This is a genomic window from Streptomyces longisporus (assembly GCF_039532765.1).
Taxonomy (GTDB): Bacteria; Actinomycetota; Actinomycetes; order Streptomycetales; family Streptomycetaceae; genus Streptomyces; species Streptomyces longisporus.
In genome coordinates, this window is sequence record NZ_BAAASG010000024.1 from 191,507 (window position 1) to 209,527 (window position 18,021).

At 71.5% G+C, this 18,021-nt stretch carries 16 protein-coding genes; 14 read left to right on the forward strand and 2 right to left on the reverse strand.

Going from position 1 to position 18,021, the window contains the following annotated elements; all coding sequences use genetic code 11:
- The first annotated feature begins 160 nt into the window (after positions 1-160).
- From fmt to ABD355_RS38835, 14 genes are all read left to right on the forward strand, one after another.
- Positions 161-1,093, forward strand: a complete 933-nt coding sequence (gene fmt / locus ABD355_RS38770; protein ID WP_344405804.1) for a methionyl-tRNA formyltransferase — start codon at positions 161-163, stop codon at positions 1,091-1,093.
- A gap of 64 nt (positions 1,094-1,157) precedes the next feature.
- Positions 1,158-2,585 (forward strand): RsmB/NOP family class I SAM-dependent RNA methyltransferase, encoded by a 1,428-nt coding sequence (locus ABD355_RS38775; RefSeq protein ID WP_344405805.1) that lies wholly within the window; start codon positions 1,158-1,160, stop codon positions 2,583-2,585.
- 278 nt (positions 2,586-2,863) lie between these two features.
- Entirely contained in the window at positions 2,864-3,550 is a 687-nt protein-coding gene (gene rpe / locus ABD355_RS38780) for a ribulose-phosphate 3-epimerase (RefSeq protein WP_344405806.1), read from the forward strand.
- A gap of 78 nt (positions 3,551-3,628) precedes the next feature.
- Entirely contained in the window at positions 3,629-4,672 is a 1,044-nt protein-coding gene (locus ABD355_RS38785; protein WP_115909369.1) for a sugar-binding domain-containing protein, read from the forward strand.
- A gap of 46 nt (positions 4,673-4,718) precedes the next feature.
- Positions 4,719-5,030: a barstar family protein gene (locus ABD355_RS38790; RefSeq protein ID WP_344405807.1), complete on the forward strand. Its 312-nt coding sequence runs from the start codon at positions 4,719-4,721 to the stop codon at positions 5,028-5,030.
- Positions 5,031-5,161: 131 nt separating this feature from the next.
- Positions 5,162-6,604, forward strand: coding sequence for a GuaB1 family IMP dehydrogenase-related protein (locus ABD355_RS38795; RefSeq protein ID WP_344405904.1), 1,443 nt, complete (start codon positions 5,162-5,164; stop codon positions 6,602-6,604).
- 73 nt (positions 6,605-6,677) lie between these two features.
- Complete coding sequence (locus tag ABD355_RS38800; protein ID WP_344405808.1) at positions 6,678-7,166, forward strand: GNAT family N-acetyltransferase; 489 nt, start codon at positions 6,678-6,680, stop codon at positions 7,164-7,166.
- A gap of 233 nt (positions 7,167-7,399) precedes the next feature.
- Positions 7,400-8,902, forward strand: a complete 1,503-nt coding sequence (locus tag ABD355_RS38805) for an amino acid permease (RefSeq protein ID WP_344405809.1) — start codon at positions 7,400-7,402, stop codon at positions 8,900-8,902.
- A 10-nt stretch (positions 8,903-8,912) separates the two neighbouring features.
- A complete protein-coding gene (locus ABD355_RS38810) occupies positions 8,913-9,365 on the forward strand; it encodes an Lrp/AsnC family transcriptional regulator (protein WP_030946804.1) in 453 nt (150 codons plus the stop codon).
- 386 nt (positions 9,366-9,751) lie between these two features.
- Positions 9,752-10,960 carry an MFS transporter gene (locus tag ABD355_RS38815; RefSeq protein ID WP_344405811.1) on the forward strand — a complete coding sequence of 403 codons (1,209 nt, stop codon included), beginning with the start codon at positions 9,752-9,754 and terminating at the stop codon, positions 10,958-10,960.
- A gap of 57 nt (positions 10,961-11,017) precedes the next feature.
- On the forward strand, positions 11,018-12,955 hold the full coding sequence (locus tag ABD355_RS38820) for a sensor histidine kinase (protein ID WP_344405812.1): 1,938 nt from the start codon (positions 11,018-11,020) through the stop codon (positions 12,953-12,955).
- The gene (locus tag ABD355_RS38825) at positions 12,952-13,329 is read left to right on the forward strand and encodes a DUF742 domain-containing protein (RefSeq protein ID WP_344405813.1); all 378 of its coding nucleotides are present in this window, start codon (positions 12,952-12,954) and stop codon (positions 13,327-13,329) included. Before ABD355_RS38820 ends, ABD355_RS38825 begins: the two co-directional genes overlap by 4 nt.
- 262 nt (positions 13,330-13,591) lie before the next feature.
- Positions 13,592-14,380, forward strand: a complete 789-nt coding sequence (locus tag ABD355_RS38830) for a carbon-nitrogen hydrolase family protein (protein ID WP_344405814.1) — start codon at positions 13,592-13,594, stop codon at positions 14,378-14,380.
- A gap of 47 nt (positions 14,381-14,427) precedes the next feature.
- The gene (locus tag ABD355_RS38835; protein ID WP_344405815.1) at positions 14,428-16,143 is read left to right on the forward strand and encodes a flavin monoamine oxidase family protein; all 1,716 of its coding nucleotides are present in this window, start codon (positions 14,428-14,430) and stop codon (positions 16,141-16,143) included.
- Between the two features lie 220 nt (positions 16,144-16,363).
- Here ABD355_RS38835 and ABD355_RS38840 read toward each other — a convergent pair whose 3' ends face one another.
- Together ABD355_RS38840 and ABD355_RS38845 are read right to left on the reverse strand one after the other, a co-directional pair.
- Positions 16,364-17,293 carry an LLM class F420-dependent oxidoreductase gene (locus ABD355_RS38840; RefSeq protein ID WP_344405816.1) on the reverse strand — a complete coding sequence of 310 codons (930 nt, stop codon included), beginning with the start codon at positions 17,291-17,293 and terminating at the stop codon, positions 16,364-16,366.
- A gap of 34 nt (positions 17,294-17,327) precedes the next feature.
- On the reverse strand, positions 17,328-18,014 hold the full coding sequence (locus tag ABD355_RS38845) for a DUF5995 family protein (protein WP_344405817.1): 687 nt from the start codon (positions 18,012-18,014) through the stop codon (positions 17,328-17,330).
- Between the last annotated feature and the right edge of the window lie 7 nt (positions 18,015-18,021).

An 18,021-nucleotide genomic window follows, 5' to 3' on the forward strand; every position in this document is an offset into this window, starting at 1 on the left:
TTTTTGCTTCGGGGGTCACGGTCTGGGGGCGTAGGGGCATATGCGTACGCCCCCCAAGAGGCAGGTTCGCGCCTCGGGCGCAGGCGTCGAGCTCTTCCGTGCGTGGTCATAGACTTGTGCGTTGCCACAACAGCCCCCGTCCGAGAGGCCCCGCCCACCCATGAAGCTCGTCTTCGCCGGTACCCCCGAGGTCGCCGTTCCCGCTCTGGACGCTCTCATCGCCTCCGGGCGGCACGAGGTGGCCGCCGTCGTCACGCGGCCCGACGCGCCGGCCGGGCGGGGGCGCAGGCTGGTCGCCTCGCCCGTGGCGCAGCGGGCGCAGGAGGCCGGGATCGAGGTGCTGAGGCCGCTCAAGCCGCGGGACCCGGAGTTCCTCGAGCGGCTGCAGGAGATCGGGCCCGACTGCTGTCCCGTCGTCGCCTACGGGGCGCTGCTGCCGCGTGTCGCGCTCGACATCCCCGCCCATGGCTGGGTCAATCTGCACTTCTCGCTGCTGCCCGCCTGGCGGGGCGCGGCGCCGGTGCAGCACTCCATCATGGCGGGCGACGAGATCACCGGCGCGTCCACCTTCCTCATCGAGGAGGGGCTCGACTCCGGGCCCGTCTACGGCACCGTCACCGAGGAGATCCGGCACACCGACACCAGCGGCGACCTGCTGACCCGGCTCGCCTTCGCCGGCGCCGGGCTGCTGGCCGCGACCATGGACGGCATCGAGGACGGCACCCTCAAGGCCGTACCGCAGCCGAACGAGGGCATCACCCTCGCCCCGAAGATCACCGTCGAGGACGCCCAGGTCGACTGGGCCGCCCCGGCGCTGCGCGTCGACCGGGTGGTGCGGGGCTGCACTCCTGCGCCCGGCGCCTGGACCACCTTCCGCGGCGAGCGGCTCAAGCTCATCCAGGTCACGCCCGCCCCGGACCGGACCGACCTCGCACCGGCGCAGATGGCCGTCGGCAAGAACAGCGTCCACGTCGGCACCGGTTCGCACGCCGTCGAGCTGCTGTGGGTGCAGGCCCAGGGCAAGAAGCCGATGCGGGCGGCGGACTGGGCGCGCGGGGTGCGGATCGCGGAGGGGGAGATGCTCGGCGGGTAGCGGGCCGGCGAGCGGGACGTACCCTTGGTGCGTATCCACATCAGACATCCGGAGCACCTTTTTCGTGAGCGACACCTCCCGTGGGCCCCGCAAGCCCGGCAAGCCCTACCGTCGGCCCAAGAAGGACCCCGTCCGCATCCTCGCCTTCGAGGCGCTGAGGGCCGTGGACGAGCGGGACGCGTACGCCAACCTCGTGCTGCCGCCGCTCTTGCGCAAGGCGCGGGAGAAGGAGGGACCCGACAAGTTCGACGGCCGGGACGCGGCGCTGGCGACCGAGCTGGTGTACGGGACGCTGCGGCGGCAGGGGACGTACGACGCCGTCATCTCCGCCTGTGTGGACCGGCCGTTGCGCGAGGTCGACCCACCCGTGCTGGATGTGCTGAGTCTCGGCGTGCACCAGCTGCTCGGGACGCGGATCCCGACCCATGCCGCCGTCTCCGCCTCCGTCGAGCTGGCCCGGGTGGTGCTCGGTGACGGGCGGGCCAAGTTCGTCAACGCCGTGCTGCGGAAGGTCGCGCAGGACGACCTGGACACCTGGATCGAGCGCGTCGCGCCGCCCTACGACGAGGACCCCGAGGATCATCTGGCCGTCGTGCACTCGCATCCGCGCTGGGTCGTCTCCGCGCTGTGGGACTCCCTCGGCGGCGGCCGGGCCGGCATCGAGCGGCTGCTGGAGGCGGACAACGAGCGGCCCGAGGTGACCCTGGTCGCGCGCCCCGGGCGGGCCACGACCGAGGAGCTGCTCCGGGAGGAGGCCGCCGTCGCGGGGCGCTGGTCGCCGTATGCCGTGCGGCTCAGCGAAGGCGGTGAGCCCGGCGCGATCGAGGCCGTCCGGGAAGGCCGCGCGGGCGTACAGGACGAAGGCAGCCAGCTCGTGGCCCTGGCCCTTGCCAACGCTCCGCTGGACGGCCCGGACGAGAAGTGGCTCGACGGGTGTGCCGGACCCGGCGGCAAGGCGGCGCTGCTCGGTGCGCTGGCCGCCGAGCGGGGGGCGACCCTGCTCGCCTCCGAGAAGCAGCCGCACCGGGCCGGACTGGTGGCCAAGGCCCTGCGCGGCAACCCCGGGCCGTACCAGGTCATCGCCGCGGACGGCACCCGCCCGCCGTGGCGGCCCGGCTCGTTCGACCGCGTCCTGATGGACGTGCCCTGCACCGGGCTCGGCGCGCTGCGCCGGCGGCCCGAGGCGCGCTGGCGGCGCCGTCCCGAGGACCTGGACGGCTTCGGGCCGCTGCAGCGCGCCCTGCTGCGCACCGCGCTGGAGGCCGTACGCGTCGGCGGTGTCGTCGGCTACGCCACCTGCTCGCCGCATCTCGCCGAGACCAGGGCCGTCGTCGACGACCTGCTCAAGCAGCACCCCGCGGCCGAGCTGATCGACGCGCGGCCTCTGCTGCCGGGCGTACCGGACCTCGGTGACGGCCCCGACGTACAGCTGTGGCCGCATCTGCACGGAACCGACGCGATGTATCTGGCGCTCATCCGGAGAACCGGCTGACTTCCCGGAGCCGTCGTGGTGGCGCGGGCGGCCGGTACCGGCCACGGGCGGCGCGCAGCGCGTTCGGCTCGGAGCGGACCGATCCCGCGTGCTCGGCCGGGCCGCCGCGCGGGACCGCACGGGCGATCGGCGCGATGGCCGCGGTGGAGACGACGAGGACTCGGAACGGGGCCCCGCCAGCCCATGAAGCTGCCCGGAGCGCCGTCCTCACCATCGTATGAACGTCTCAGGTCCGGACCGGCGCGAACAAACGTGCCCGGACATGGCAGGCTTGGGTCATGGCCGTGCAGATCAACCCCAGCATCCTGTCCGCCGACTTCGCCCGCCTCGCGGACGAGGCGAAGGCGGTCGAAGGAGCCGACTGGCTCCACGTCGACGTCATGGACAACCATTTCGTCCCGAACCTCACGCTCGGCGTGCCGGTCGTAGAGTCCCTGGCCCGTGCGACGGACACCCCTCTGGACTGCCATCTGATGATCGAGGCCCCCGATCGCTGGGCCCCGCAGTACGTCGAAGCGGGGGCCTCCTCCGTCACCTTCCACGTCGAGGCGGCCGCCGCGCCGGTCCGGCTCGCCCGGGAGATCCGGGCCAAGGGCGCCCGCGCCTCCATGGCCCTGAAGCCCGCCACGCCCATCGAGCCGTACGAGGACCTGCTCCCCGAGCTCGACATGCTGCTGATCATGACGGTCGAGCCTGGCTTCGGCGGGCAGGCGTTCCTCGACATCATGCTTCCCAAGATCCGCCGCACCCGCGAGCTGATCAGCAAGCACGGCCTCGAACTGTGGCTCCAGGTGGACGGCGGAGTCTCCGCCTCCACCATCGAGCGCTGCGCCGAGGCCGGCGCGGATGTCTTCGTCGCGGGTTCGGCGGTGTACGGAGCGGAGGACCCGGCGCACGCGGTACGTGCACTGCGCACCCAGGCGGAGACGGTGACCGCCAGGGCGAGCTGGGCGTGCGACCACTGAGCCAAGACAACGTGAACGGCGCCCATCAGGGCGGATCAAGTGCGCCGAATCTGCAAGGATGAACGGCGAATCCAGAGTGTGAACAGCAGTGAGGAGATCGCCGTGTCGGGTATGTCGGCGGGCCGGTCAGCAGTGCGGATGGGACCCGCTGAGCTGGTGCAGGCGGCGGCCATGGCCCGCCGCTTCTACCTCGAGGGCAAGTCCAAGATCCAGATCGCGGAGGAGTTCGGCGTCAGCCGCTTCAAGGTGGCCCGGGTCCTGGAGACGGCTCTCGAACGGGATCTCGTACGCATCGAGATCCGCGTCCCGGCCGAGCTGGACGCCGAGCGCTCCGACGCGCTGCGCGCCCGCTACGGCCTCAGGCACGCCGTCGTGGTGGAGTCCCCGGCCGAGGCCGAGGAGACGCCCGACCCGGAAAACCTCGGTGAGGTGGCCGCGGACCTGCTCGGCGAGCTCGTCAACGAGGGCGATGTGCTGGGCCTTGCCTGGGGCCGCTCCACCATCCACATGGCCGCGGCCCTGGACCGGCTGCCGCCGTGCACGGTGGTGCAGCTGACGGGCGTGTACGACGCCGGGACCGCCGAGCGCGGCTCCGTCGAGGCCGTGCGCCGCGCCGCCCAGGTCTCCGGCGGCGACGCCCACCCCATCTACGCCCCGATGCTGCTGCCGGACGCGGCGACCGCGGCCGCGCTGCGCAACCAGACCGGGATCGCCCGGGCCTTCGAGTACTTCGACAAGGTCACCGTCGCCTGCGTCTCCATCGGCTCCTGGGAGCCCGGCATCTCGACGGTGCACGACATGCTCAGCGACGAGGAGCGCGCGCACTACGCCTCGCTCGGTGTCGCCGCCGAGATGTCCGCGCACCTCTTCGACGGCCAGGGCCGCCGGGTCGGCCGGGACCTCGGCGAGCGGTGCATCACCGTCAAGGCCGACCAGCTCCGCCGTATCCCCGAGGTCGTCGCGATCGCGGGCGGGGCGCGCAAGGCGTCCGCCATCGACGCGGTGCTGCGCTCCGGGCTGGTCACCAGCCTGGTGACGGACACATCGGCCGCGGACGTCCTGATGACGGCGGGCCCGACGCCGAAGCCGGCGCTCAACAGGGCCGATCCGGACGGGATCTGACAGGTGGTCAGGGAAAGTGCCAAGATCCGTTCGGGGCGGTACTGAGATGGCGGAACTCGTGGTCACGCTGGACCTCGACGGGGTCACGGACAAGGCGGGCCTGATGGACCGCTGCGTGGACGCCCTCCGGCTGCCCGGTTGGTTCGGCCGCAACTGGGACGCGCTCGTCGACAGCCTCAGCGACATCTCGGTCTGGCCCGAGGGAGCAGCGGACGGACTGCTCGTGGTCGTACGGAACTGGCAGTCGTACGCGAAGGTGCGCCCCAAGGAGTGGGAGGCCGCGCGAGAGGTGTTCTCCGCGGCCATGGACCGGATGCCGGCCCTCACTGTGGCACTCGCCCTTGGAGGAACCTCCTAAGGGCCCTGTGACCTGCCTGGATGATCTGCCCGTGTATCGCATTCCGGTCGACATGGGACAATGAAGTACGTGCTCTTCCCCCTGGCTGACCTGTCCGGGGGCCACCTCTGATCGACTGGGATGTGCAGCACGTGCGTTTCCTCAACGACATCCAGCCCGCGTACGACCTGACGTACGACGACGTCTTCATGGTCCCGAGCCGCAGTGCGGTCGGCTCGCGGCAGGGTGTGGACCTCAGCTCCCCGGACGGCACGGGCACCACGATCCCGCTGGTCGTCGCCAACATGACCGCCATCGCCGGCCGTCGCATGGCCGAGACGATGGCCCGGCGCGGTGGCCTCGTCGTCATCCCCCAGGACATTCCGATCGAGGTCGTCACCGAGGTCGTCTCCTGGGTGAAGAGCCGCCACCTCGTCCTGGACACCCCGATCGTGCTGGCCCCGCACCAGACCGTCGCCGATGCGCTGGCCCTGCTGCCCAAGCGTGCGCACAACGCCGGCGTGGTCGTCGACGAGGACGGCCGGCCGGTCGGCGTCGTCACCGACCAGGACCTGACCGGCGTGGACCGCTTCACGCAGCTCGAGGTCGTCATGTCCCGGGATCTGCTGCTCCTGGACGCGGACATCGACCCGCGTGAGGCGTTCAACCGGCTCGACCACGCCAACCGCCGCTACGCGCCCGCCGTCGACACCGACGGCAGGCTCGCCGGCATCCTCACCCGCAAGGGCGCCCTGCGCGCCACGCTGTACACGCCCGCCACCGACGCGCAGGGCAGGCTGCGCATCGCCGCCGCCGTGGGCATCAACGGCGATGTCGCGGGCAAGGCCAAGCAGCTGCTGGACGCGGGCGTGGACACGCTCGTCATCGACACGGCGCACGGCCACCAGGAGTCGATGATCAGCGCCATCAAGGTGGTGCGCGCCCTCGACCCGCAGGTCCCGATCGTCGCCGGCAACATCGTCGCCGCCGAGGGTGTGCGCGACCTGATCGAGGCGGGCGCGGACATCATCAAGGTCGGTGTCGGCCCCGGCGCGATGTGCACCACCCGCATGATGACCGGTGTCGGCCGCCCGCAGTTCTCCGCGGTCCTGGAGTGCGCGGCCGAGGCGAGGAAGTACGGCAAGCACGTGTGGGCCGACGGCGGCGTCCGGCACCCGCGCGACGTCGCCATGGCCCTGGCGGCCGGTGCGTCGAACGTGATGATCGGCTCGTGGTTCGCGGGCACCTACGAGTCCCCGGGCGATCTGCAGCAGGACGCGAACGGCCGCCTGTACAAGGAGTCGTTCGGCATGGCCTCCGCGCGGGCGGTCCGCAACCGTACGTCGGAGGAGTCGGCGTACGACCGCGCCCGCAAGGCGCTGTTCGAGGAGGGCATCTCCACCTCCCGGATGTTCCTCGACCCGGCCCGTCCCGGCGTGGAGGACCTGATCGACTCGATCATCGCGGGCGTCCGCTCCTCCTGCACCTACGCCGGTGCGAACTCCCTGCAGGAGTTCGCCGAGAAGGCGGTGGTCGGCATCCAGAGCGCGGCCGGCTACGCGGAGGGCAAGCCGCTGCACGCCAGCTGGAGCTGAGCCAAGTCCCTTGCCGACGGCCCCCGTTGAAATTCGGGGGCCGTCGGCATGTCCGGGCCCTACCGTCGAGGGCATGGAGATCACAGTCTGCCGGGCCGCCGATGTGGTGCTGCTCGACGAGTACATGCCCTCGCCGGGACTCACCTCCTTCCACGCTCGGCGCTTCGCCCGGCAGGAGGCGGGTGACTGCACGTATCTGCTCGCCTGGCTGGAGGGCCGGCCCGTGGGGCACACGGAGCTGCGCTGGATCGGCTGCGAGGCGCCCGAAGTCGCCGTGGACTGCCCCGAGATCGGCGGGCTGGGTGTCTGGCCCGAGCACCTCCGCTCACGCGGGATCGGCACCCGACTGATCCGAGCCGCCGAGGAGTTGGCCCGGGAGCGGGCCCTGCCGGTCGTCGGCATCGGTGTCGGCAGGGACAACCCGCGGGCGGCCGCGCTGTACGCGCGGCTCGGGTATCGCCCGGTGACGGACTACCTCGACCGCTATACGTACGTCGACGCGGACGGCGCCGAGCGCGAGTGCGTCGACGCCTGCACCTTCCTGGTGAAGGAGCTGCACTGAGCAGCCGTACGCAACGCTCGGCAAGCCCCGTGCAACGAACGCCCGCCGGGATGCGATGCACGCAACGAACTTGCACGTATGCGCAAGGTTGCTGCATTTCGCCTGCGAAGGCCTGCCCCGTAGGGTCATGCCCTGTACGTGGCGTGGCAGGGACCCCGCTCGGTGGGTCCCTGCTCGCGCAGGGATGCCGCCGGTCCCCGCCGCCCTGACCGCAGTGACGAAGGAGTCAGCGCGTGCTCGATCAAGGCGCACCCCCGCAGGACCGCACCACGAACGCCCCACCTCCGCTGGGCGTCGGCGCGCGCCTCATGCGTCGCAAGCCCGTGGAACGCCTGGTCGCAGAGGGCGGCCAGGGCGAGGGAGGGGCCCTGCGCCGCTCCCTCGGGCTGTGGCAGCTCACCATGATCAGCATCGGCGCCACCCTCGGCACCGGCATCTTCGTGGTCCTCGGCGAGGCCGTGCCCAAGGCCGGTCCCGCCGTCACCCTGTCCTTTGTGATCGCCGGTCTGACCGCGCTCTTCTCGGCCCTCTCCTATGCCGAGCTGGCGGGCAGCATCCCGGTCGCCGGGTCCTCGTACTCGTATGCATACGCAACGATGGGCGAGCTGATCGCCTGGATCTGCGGCTGGTGTCTGGTCCTGGAGTACGGCGTCTCGGTCGCCGCCGTGGCCGTCGGCTGGGGCGAGTACCTCAACGAACTGCTGGACGGGACCATAGGCGTCACCATCCCGGCCGCGCTGTCCGCCCCACCCGGCGACGGCGGCATCTTCAACCTGCCCGCGCTGATCGTCGTGCTGCTGGCCATGGCATTTCTGCTGGGCGGCGCCCGGGAGTCCGCCCGCGCCAACACGATCATGGTCTGTGTGAAGATCGCCGCGCTGGTGCTGTTCTGCGCCATCGGCATCCAGGGCTTCAGGTCCGGGAACTACGCGCACTTCATGCCGCTCGGCATGGCGGGCGTGAGCGCTGCCGGTGCCACGCTCTTCTTCTCCTACATCGGCTTCGACGCCGCCTCCACCGCGGGCGAAGAGGCCAAGAACGCCCAGCGGGACCTGCCCCGGGCCATCATGCTGTCGCTCGTGATCGTCACCGCGCTGTACGTGCTCGTCGCCGCCGTCGCCGTCGGCGCCAAGCCCTGGCGCCGGTTCAACGACTCGGAGGCCGCGCTCGCCCAGATCATGCGCGACGTCACCGGCCAGTCCTTCTGGGGCACCCTGCTCGCCGCCTGCGCCGTCATCGCCATCGCGAGCGTCGTGCTGACCGTGCTCTACGGCCAGACCCGCATCCTCTTCGCGATGTCCCGGGACGGGCTGGTCCCCAAGGTGTTCGGCAAGGTTCACCCGAAGACCGGAGCGCCCCGCGCCGGAACGGTCATCGTCTCCCTGTTCTGCGGAGTCCTCGCCGCCGCCATCCCGCTCGGCCAGCTCGCCGACGCCACCAGCATCGGCACCCTCTTCGCCTTCGCCCTGGTCAACATCGCCGTCGTGGTGCTGCGCCGGACCCGGCCGAACATGCCCCGTACCTTCCGGGTGCCGCTCTCCCCGGTCCTGCCCGCCGTGGGCTTCGCGTTCTGCGTCTGGATGATGGGCAGCCTGTCCGCCGTCACCTGGGTGGTCTTCGGGGTCTGGATGGCGGTCGGGCTCGTGTTCTACTTCGGGTACGGCTATCGCCGCTCCCGTCTTGCCACGCGAGCAGAACTCGCAACTCCAGACGTACTCGCGACTCCAGAGAAGTGAACCACCAGCAGTGCTGAACGATCTCGACGAACGCATCGTGCACGCCCTCGCCGAGGACGCCCGCCGCTCCTACGCGGACATCGGGCAGCTCGTCGGCCTGTCCGCGCCCGCCGTGAAGCGGCGCGTGGACCGGCTGCGCGCCACCGGCGCCATCACCGGCTTCACCGTACGGGTCGACCCGGGGGCGCTCGGCTGGGAGACCGAGGGGTTCGTCGAGATCTACTGCCGGCACAACACCTCGCCGGAGGTCATCCGGCGGGGTCTGGAGCGCTACCAGGAGGTCGTGGCCGCCTCCACGGTCACCGGCGACGCGGACGCGATCGTCCAGGTCTTCGCCTCCGACATGCGCCACTTCGAACGGGTCCTGGAGCGCATCGCAGGGGAGCCGTTCGTCGAGCGCACCAAGTCCGTGCTGGTGCTGTCGCCGCTGCTGCGCCGCTTCTCGTCGGGGTCGCCGACTTAGGGCCCGTCGTTTGGATCAGCCCGGCGTCGCGCGGTCTGGCACGCACTCCGCCACTGCCTTAAGGGCGTGGGGGACCCCCAGCGGCGTTGTCGTCACTCGCCGACGCCCCGCGTCTACTCCCTCCTCCGCCTTGCAGCTGCTCGCTCCCCCACTCTCGGCTTCGCTCGAGCGGGGGACCCCCATGACCCCGCTCGGGGCAGCCGGGAAGTGCCGTTGGCTACAGCCGACCTGATCCAGCCGACAGGCCCTAATCACCGGACGGGATCGCCGCAGGCGCCTACCATCGGTGCCATGACTTGGCGACATTGATCCACCAGCCGTGCCTCCCGAGGGCCGCCTCGGACGCCGTACCTCCGGCATCCGATCCGTCCCTGCGGGAAGGCCTCATGACACTCTCACCTGCGCGCGTGCCCGTCACCGCCGGCGTCCGCCGGCTCACGGCCGCGCTGTACGGCTACGCGTTCCTCGACGACTTCGTCCTGCTCTACCCGGTGTACACGCTGCTGTTCAGCGACACCGGTCTGTCCGTCTGGCAGATCTCCTCCCTCTTCGTCCTCTGGTCGATCACGGGCGTCGTTCTGGAGTTGCCCTCCGGCGCCTGGGCCGACGCCGTCTCCCGGCGGCTGCTGCTCTGGCTCGGCCCGCTGCTGACCGCGGCCGGCTTCACCCTGTGGGTGCTCACCCCGTCGTACTGGGCCTTCGCCCTGGGCTTCGTCCTGTGGGGCGCCCGCGGAGCGCTCGGCTCCGGTGCGCTGGAGGCGCTGGTGTACGAGGGACTGGAACGGCTCGGTGAGGCCGACCGGTACGCCAGGATCATGGGCCGGGCACGGGCTGCCGGACATGTCGCGATCATGGCGGCCATGGCGCTCGCGGGACCGGTGTTCGCCTGGGGCGGCTACCCCGCCGTAGGAGCGGCGAGCGTGCTGGCCTGTCTGGCGAGCGCCGCGACGGCGACCCGGTTCCCCGAGGACCGGGCGGTGCCGAAGGCCGACGCGGAGGCCTGGTCCACGACCCTGCGGCAGGGGCTCACCGCGGTCCGCAGCGACCGGTCGCTGCGCGGAGCGCTCCTGCTCGTCCCGGCGGTGGGGGCCGTGTGGGGGGCGCTCGACGAGTACACGCCGCTGCTGGTGCGGGACACCGGCGTGGCGGAGACGACGGTCCCCTATCTGCTCCTGCTGATCTGGGCGGGAGCGACCGCCGGGGGCGTGCTGGCCGGGCCCTGGGAACGCATGGGTACGGCGGGACTGGCGGCTGTCCTCGTGGTGGCCGCCCTCGCCATGGCGGTGGGCGCCGCGGCCCGTACCCCGGGCGGCCTCGTCCTGCTCGCCCTCGCCTTCGGCGGCTTCCAGCTGGCGACCGTACTGGCCGACGTCCGCCTCCAGCAGCGCATCGACGACGCCCGCCGGGCCACCCTGACCTCGGTCGCGGGCCTGGGCAACGACCTGGCCACGGTCGCGGCGTACGGCGGCTACGCGGCGATCGAGACGAGCGCCGCGCACAGCACCGCGTTCGCGCTGTTCGCGGTGCCTTATCTGGTGACGGCGATGCTGCTGGTGCTCAAGTGGCCGTTGCGGACCCGGCGAAGCTTCCCGTAGGTTGTGCGGCGTCGTTACCGACGGGTAGCACTGGCGAGTAACTCCGGGGGAGGGAGCATGCGCCGGCTCATCGGCCGTCCCAGCACGGTACGCGCCCGGATCGTCGCGCTCGCGTTCGCTCCCGCGCTGGCGCTGCTGGTGCTGTGGAGCTTCGCCATGGTCTCCGTCACCGGGGAGCTGCGCGCGCTCGTCCGGGTGCAGGGCGTCTACGAGGAGTTCGGCACCCCCGTCGACACGGCGATCGGGCAGATCCAGATCGAACGGCGGCTGTCCGCCGCGTACTTGGGCACGGACAGCCGTACGCCGCCCGTCGCCGGCCTGCTGGAGCAGCAGCGCCGTACGGACCGGGCCGTGGACGCCATGCGCGACGCGATCCGCTCCGGGGACCGCGGCCTGCTCTCCGCCCGGCAGCGGCAGGCGCTGGACGCCATGGTCACGACCGCCGGCAGGCTGGAGGGGTTGCGGGAGCGGGTGCTGTCCCGGGACATCTCCTGGGACCGGGCGGTGAGCGAGTACAGCGCGCTGGTGGAACCCGGCTTCGACGTCGAGTCGACGCTCACCGCCCTGCAGGCCGGGCAGCTCGCGCGGGAGGCCCAGGTCGTCGTCGAGCTGGTCCGGGTACGGGAGTTCGTCTCGCGGGAGGACGCGCTGGTCGCCGGGGCGCGGGCCGCCGGGACCCTGACCGACCGGCAGTACGACATGCTCACGGCGACCGTCGAGGACCGGCGGGTCTTCGAGCGGACGTATGTGCCGGACCTGCCGGGCGACTCGCGGGCGCTGTTCGTGGCGTTCCAGCGCGGGCAGCTGCACCGAAGGCTGGTGACGAGCGAGGACGCGCTGCTGCGGGCCGGAGCGGCGGGCGCGGGCGACGCCGTCGGGGCCGACTCCTGGCGCTCCACCACCGACCGGGCGGTCAAGCAGTACATGCGGCTGTGCACCCGGTCCGCCATGAACTCCGCCGGGCGGGGGCGGGAGTTCGCCTACCGGCAGCTGACGAGGGCCGTCGTGGTCGGAGTGGTGGGACTGGCTGCCGTAGGGCTGTCGCTGTGGTTCGCGGTGCGGGGTGCGCGGCGGATCTCGCGGCGCCTTGAGGCGCTGCGGGATGCCGCCGATCTGCTGGCCACCAGCCAACTGCCCGACGTCATGGCCAGGCTGAGTGCGGGCGAGGACGTGGACGCGGTCACCGAGGCGCCGCCGCTCGCCGACGGGGAGGCGGGCGCCGACGAGATCGGCGACGTGGGGCGGTCCTTCAACGCGGCGCGCCTCGCGGCCGTCGAGGCGGCCGTACAGCAGGCCGACCTGCGCCGTGGGCTCTCCGCGGTGCTGCTCAACATCGCCCGCCGCAACCAGTCGCTCGTGCACCGGCAGCTGAAGCTCGTCGACACGCTGGAGCGGCGCACGGACGACCCGGACGTTCTGGAACAGCTCTTCCGCATCGACCACCTCACCACCCGGATGCGGCGCCACGCCGAGAACCTGATCGTCCTCTCCGGCTCGGCGCCCGGCCGCAGATGGCGGCGCCCGGTGCCCGTCGCCGACGTCGTCGCCTCCGCGGTCGGTGAGATCGAGGCGTACGCCCGGGTGGAGGTGCCGCCGACGCCCGCGGTGGGCGTCGCGGCGGACGCCGTCGCCGACGTCGTGCATCTGATCGCCGAGCTCGTCGAGAACGCCACGGTCTTCTCACCGCCGGACACCCGTGTGACCATGCGCACCGCCCGGGCCGACGGCGGCTTCGTCCTGCAGATCGACGACCGGGGGCTCGGGTTCGACGCCGGGCAGCTGGAGGAGGCGGAACGGACGATCGGGGATCCCGGCGGTTTCGACCCGACCCGGCACGACAGGCTCGGGCTGTACGTCGTGGGGCGCCTCGCCGCCCGGCACGGGATCGAGGTGGCGTTCGGCCCGTCGCCGTACGGCGGGACGACGGCGGTGGTGACCCTGCCGGAGGGCGTGCTGGCGGAGGAGGGCGTGGCGGTGCGGGCGTCCCTGCCGTGAGTGACGAGCACTGGTACGAGGACGAGACCGGGGCGATGGTGCGGCCGTACACCGTCACCAGGGGGCGGACCCGCCCCTCCGACGGGCATCGCATCGACCTGATGGCACGGGTCACCGCCGTGGACGGGGAGGTGCGGTCGGGGGTCGACCATGCCGGGGCCGCACTGCTTGCGCTGGTCCGGGGTCGGTCCCGGCCGGTGGTGGAGCTTGCCGCGGATGCGGATCTGCCGCTGACGGTGCTGCGGGTGTTGCTGGGGGATCTGGCCGCCGCCGGGCTTGTGCGGGTTGATGCGCCGCGGCGCGTGGATGCGGGCGGGGCCGCGGATGATCCCGCATTGCTGCGGGAGATCATTGAGCGGTTGCGTGAGCTTTAGCGCGGGCGGGATCGTCGTTGTCTGCGGGCGCGTCGTGGCTTGTCACGCAGTTCCCCGCGCCCCTGCGGGAGCTGCAGGACCCGGCGGCTGAAGGGGCGCTCAGGGGCCCGGCAGCAGAAGGGCGCAACGAATCGTCGTCTGCGTGGTGGTGTACGCAACGAACCGCTCACCAGCGCGCAACGGGTTCTTCTTGCTGGGCCCGGCCCTGCGACCGTACCGTCTAAATGGCCCCCGAACCCCTCCGTATCGCTGAGGAACACGCATGCGTACCGCCCTGCTCCAGAGCTCCGGTCGTCCCGGGTCCGTCGGCGATAACCTCAAGGTGCTCGACGCGGCTGCCGGGCGTGCCGCTGCCGCGGGTGCCCTGCTGCTGGCCGCGCCGGAGATGTTCCTGACCGGGTACGCGATCGGCGACGACATCGGCCGCCTCGCCGAGCCGGCCGACGGTGAGTCCGCGGACGCGATCGCCGACATCGCCGGGCGGCACGGGCTCGCGATCGCGTACGGGTATCCGGAGCGGGACGGGGAGACCGTCTTCAACTCCGCGCAGATGATCTCCGCCGAGGGCATCCGTCTTGCGAACTACCGCAAGACCCACCTCTTCGGCTGCTTCGAGCGCGACCACTTCACGCCGGGCGAGCAGCCGGTCGTCCAGGCCGAGTTCGGCGGGCTCACCGTCGGCCTCATGATCTGCTACGACGTCGAGTTCCCGGAGAACGTCCGCGCCCACGCCCTGGCCGGCACCGACCTGCTCGTCGTGCCGACGGCCCAGATGCATCCGTTCCAGTTCGTCGCCGAGTCGATGATCCCGGTCCGGGCCTGGGAGAACCAGCTGTACGTCGCGTACGTCAACCGGGTCGGTCAGGAAGGGGAGTTCGACTTCGTCGGGCTCTCCGCGCTGGCCGGTCCGGACGGGGTCGCCCGCGCCCGCGCCGGACGCGGCGAGGAGCTGGTGTTCGCCGATGCCGACCCCGCCTTCCTCGCCGCCTCCCGCGAGGCGAACCCGTACCTGAAGGACCGCCGGCCCGGCCTCTACGGGTCCCTCGTCTGAACCCCTCACCCCGTACTCGTACTTTCCGTGCAAGGAGTCCGTACCCCATGACGTCCACCGTGCCCAACGCCGTCGAGCACGCAGACGAGCAGCAGTTGCCGCCGATCACCATGTTCGGCCCGGACTTCCCCTACGCGTACGACGACTTCCTCGCCCACCCCGCGGGCCTCGGCCAGATACCGGCGACCGAGCACGGCGCCGAGGTCGCGGTCATCGGCGGCGGGCTGTCCGGCATCGTGGCCGCCTACGAGCTGATGAAGATGGGCCTCAAGCCGGTCGTGTACGAGGCCGACCGGATCGGCGGGCGCCTGCGGACCGTGGGCTTCGAGGGCTGCGACCCGTCCCTCACCGCCGAGATGGGCGCGATGCGTTTCCCGCCGTCCTCGACGGCCCTGCAGCACTACATCGACCTGGTGGGACTCGAGACCCGGCCGTTCCCCAACCCCCTCGCGGAGGCGACCCCTTCGACCGTCATCGACCTCAAGGGCGAGTCGCACTACGCCGAGACGGTCGAGGACCTGCCGCAGGTCTACCGCGATGTCGCCGAGGCGTGGAACAGGTGCCTCGAAGAGGGCGCCGACTTCTCCGACATGAACCGTGCCCTGCGCGAGCGTGACGTGCCGCGCATCCGCGAGATCTGGGCGAAGCTGGTCGAGAAGCTCGACAACCAGACCTTCTACGGCTTCCTCTGCGACTCCGAGGCCTTCAAGTCCTTCCGCCACCGCGAGATCTTCGGCCAGGTCGGCTTCGGGACGGGCGGCTGGGACACCGACTTCCCCAACTCCATCCTGGAGATCCTGCGGGTCGTCTACACCGAGGCCGACGACCACCACCGCGGCATCGTCGGCGGCAGCCAGCAGCTCCCGCTCAGGCTCTGGGAGCGCGAGCCCGAGAAGATCGTCCACTGGCCGTACGGGACGTCCCTGAAGTCCCTGCACGTGGACGGCGAGCCCCGCCCGGCCGTGACCCGGCTGCACCGCACGGCGGGCAACCGGATCACCGTGACCGACGCGAACGGCGACATCCGCACCTACCAGGCGGCGATCTTCACCGCCCAGTCCTGGATGCTGCTGTCGAAGATCGCCTGCGACGACTCGCTCTTCCCGATCGACCACTGGACGGCGATCGAGCGCACCCACTACATGGAGTCCAGCAAGCTCTTCGTGCCCGTCGACCGCCCCTTCTGGCTCGACAAGGCCGTCGACGACAGGGGAAATCCGACCGGCCGGGACGTCATGTCGATGACGCTCACCGACCGCATGACCCGCGGCACCTACCTGCTCGACGACGGCCCCGACAAGCCGGCCGTCATCTGCCTCTCCTACACCTGGTGCGACGACAGCCTGAAGTGGCTGCCGCTGTCCGCGAACGAGCGGATGGAGGTCATGCTGAAGTCGCTCGGCGAGATCTACCCGAAGGTCGACATCAGGAAGCACATCATCGGCAGCCCGGTGACCGTGTCCTGGGAGAACGAGCCCTACTTCATGGGCGCGTTCAAGGCCAACCTGCCCGGCCACTACCGCTACCAGCGGCGCCTGTTCACCCACTTCATGCAGGACCGGCTGCCCGAGGACAAGCGGGGCATCTTCCTCGCCGGCGACGACATCTCCTGGACGGCCGGCTGGGCCGAGGGCGCGATCCAGACCGCGCTGAACGCGGTCTGGGGCGTCATGCACCACTTCGGCGGCGCGACCGACGCGACCAACCCGGGGCCGGGTGACGTGTACGACGAGATCGCGCCGGTCGAGCTGCCGGAGGACTAGGGCCTGTCCTCTGGATCAGGGCCCGGCGTCGCGGGCCCTGGCACGCCCATCCGCCGCGTCGTCGTCACTCGCCGACGCTCCGCGTCGACTCCCTCCTCCGCCTTGCAGCTGCACGCTCCCCCACTCTCGGCTCCGCTCGAGCGGGGGGGACCCCATGACCCCGCTCGGGGCAGCCGTAAAGCGCCATTGGCTTTAGCCGACCCGATCCAGACGACAGGCCCTAGAGACCGGCGGCGCGCACGGACTCGTAGAGCTCGGCGGCCACGTCCTTCAGCTCCTGGGCGTCCCGCGCGCCGCCCTGGAGCTCGAAGAAGAACTCGTCGAGGCCGCTTTCGGCATGGGCGGCGAGATCCTCGACGAGCTGGGCGACGCTGCCCTGGAACGGGGAGCGGTCGGCCCCGTCGTACGCCTTGGGCGTGTACCGGGCGTTCACCCGTACCACCGTCTCGATCGGCGCGGTGCGGCCTCGCTCGGCCGCCAGGTCCTGCAACTGACGCCACTGCGCGGCCAGTTGCCCGGCACCCATGGCGATGGGCATCCAGCCGTCGGCGCGGTCGACGAGCCGGGTCATCGCCTTCCTGCTGTTGGTGGGCAGCAGGATCGGGATGGGACGGGCGGGCTTGGGGCCGACCACGGCCGAGGCGATCTTGGTGATCCGGCCCTCGTAGGTCACCGGGTCCGGGCCCCACACCGCCCGGCAGACATCGATGATCTCGTCCAGGACCCGGCCCCGCTCCTCGAAGGGGGCCACGCCCGCGGCCGCGTACTCGTCGAGCGACCAGCCGGTGCCGAGGCCCGCCAGCACCCGGCCGCCGCTCGCCGCGTCCAGCGTGGCGAGCGACTTGGCCAGTTGGAAGGGGTTGTGCAGCGGGGCCACCAGGATGCTCGTGCCGAGCCGGGCCCGGTCGGTCGCCGCGGCGGCCAGGGTCAGCGTCACCAGGGGGTCCGGCACGCCCCGGTACACGTCGGGCCACGGCAGGCCCTCGACGCCGTACAGACCCTGGGTCGCGGGTTCGGGGAAGAGGGCACGCTCATAGACCCACAGGCTCTGGTAGCCGATCTGTTCGGCGGTGCGTGCCACGTCGGGCACATCGCGTCCGATGTCGTACTGCCGCGCCTGAGGAAGGCTCAGTCCCAGCCGAATGGCCATGCGTCCGCTCCTTTGCGTCGGTTCAACACTCAACTTAACTCGGGAGCGGCGTGAGCAGCATGCGTCCGGCGAAGCCCACCGCCGCGTCGAGGCGTTCGGTGAACTCGGCGGCGACCTCGGGCAGTCCGCGCAGGGCCCACAGCGCCCGCGCCGCGGTCCAGGTGGCGTCCCGGGCGCGCTCCAGGCTCCAGGCGCCGAGCAGATGGGTGAGCGGGTCGGCGATCTGGAGGAGGTCGGGGCCCGGCATCAGATCTTCGCGGATGCGCTCCTCCAGCGAGACGAGGAGGTCGCCCACGCGATCGAACTCGTCCTCCAGGGCGGCCGGTTCGCAGTCCAACGTACGGCAGGTGTCCACGACGGCCAGCGCCAGATCGTGCCCGATGTGCGCATTGATGCCCGCCAGCGCGAACTGCAGCGGTCGTACTCCGGGATGGCGGCGCAGCTGGAACAGGGGCCGCCAGCAGGCCGGCGGGTGCCGTTCGGCGGTGACCGCGTCGACGGCGGCGAGATAGCGCTCGGCGAACCGTACGTCCAGCGTCGTCGCCGCCCGCGCGTCCGCGAAGCGATGGGCGTCGATGCTGCGGTCGACGGCCTCGGTGACGGCGAGGTAGACGCGGTTGAAGACCGCGACACCGTCCCGTTCGGGCAGGGTCGCGTCGAGGGCGCGCATGCGGGAGACGACTGCGTCTACAGAAGTGGTGAACTGTTCCAATTGCGCCATGGGGGAA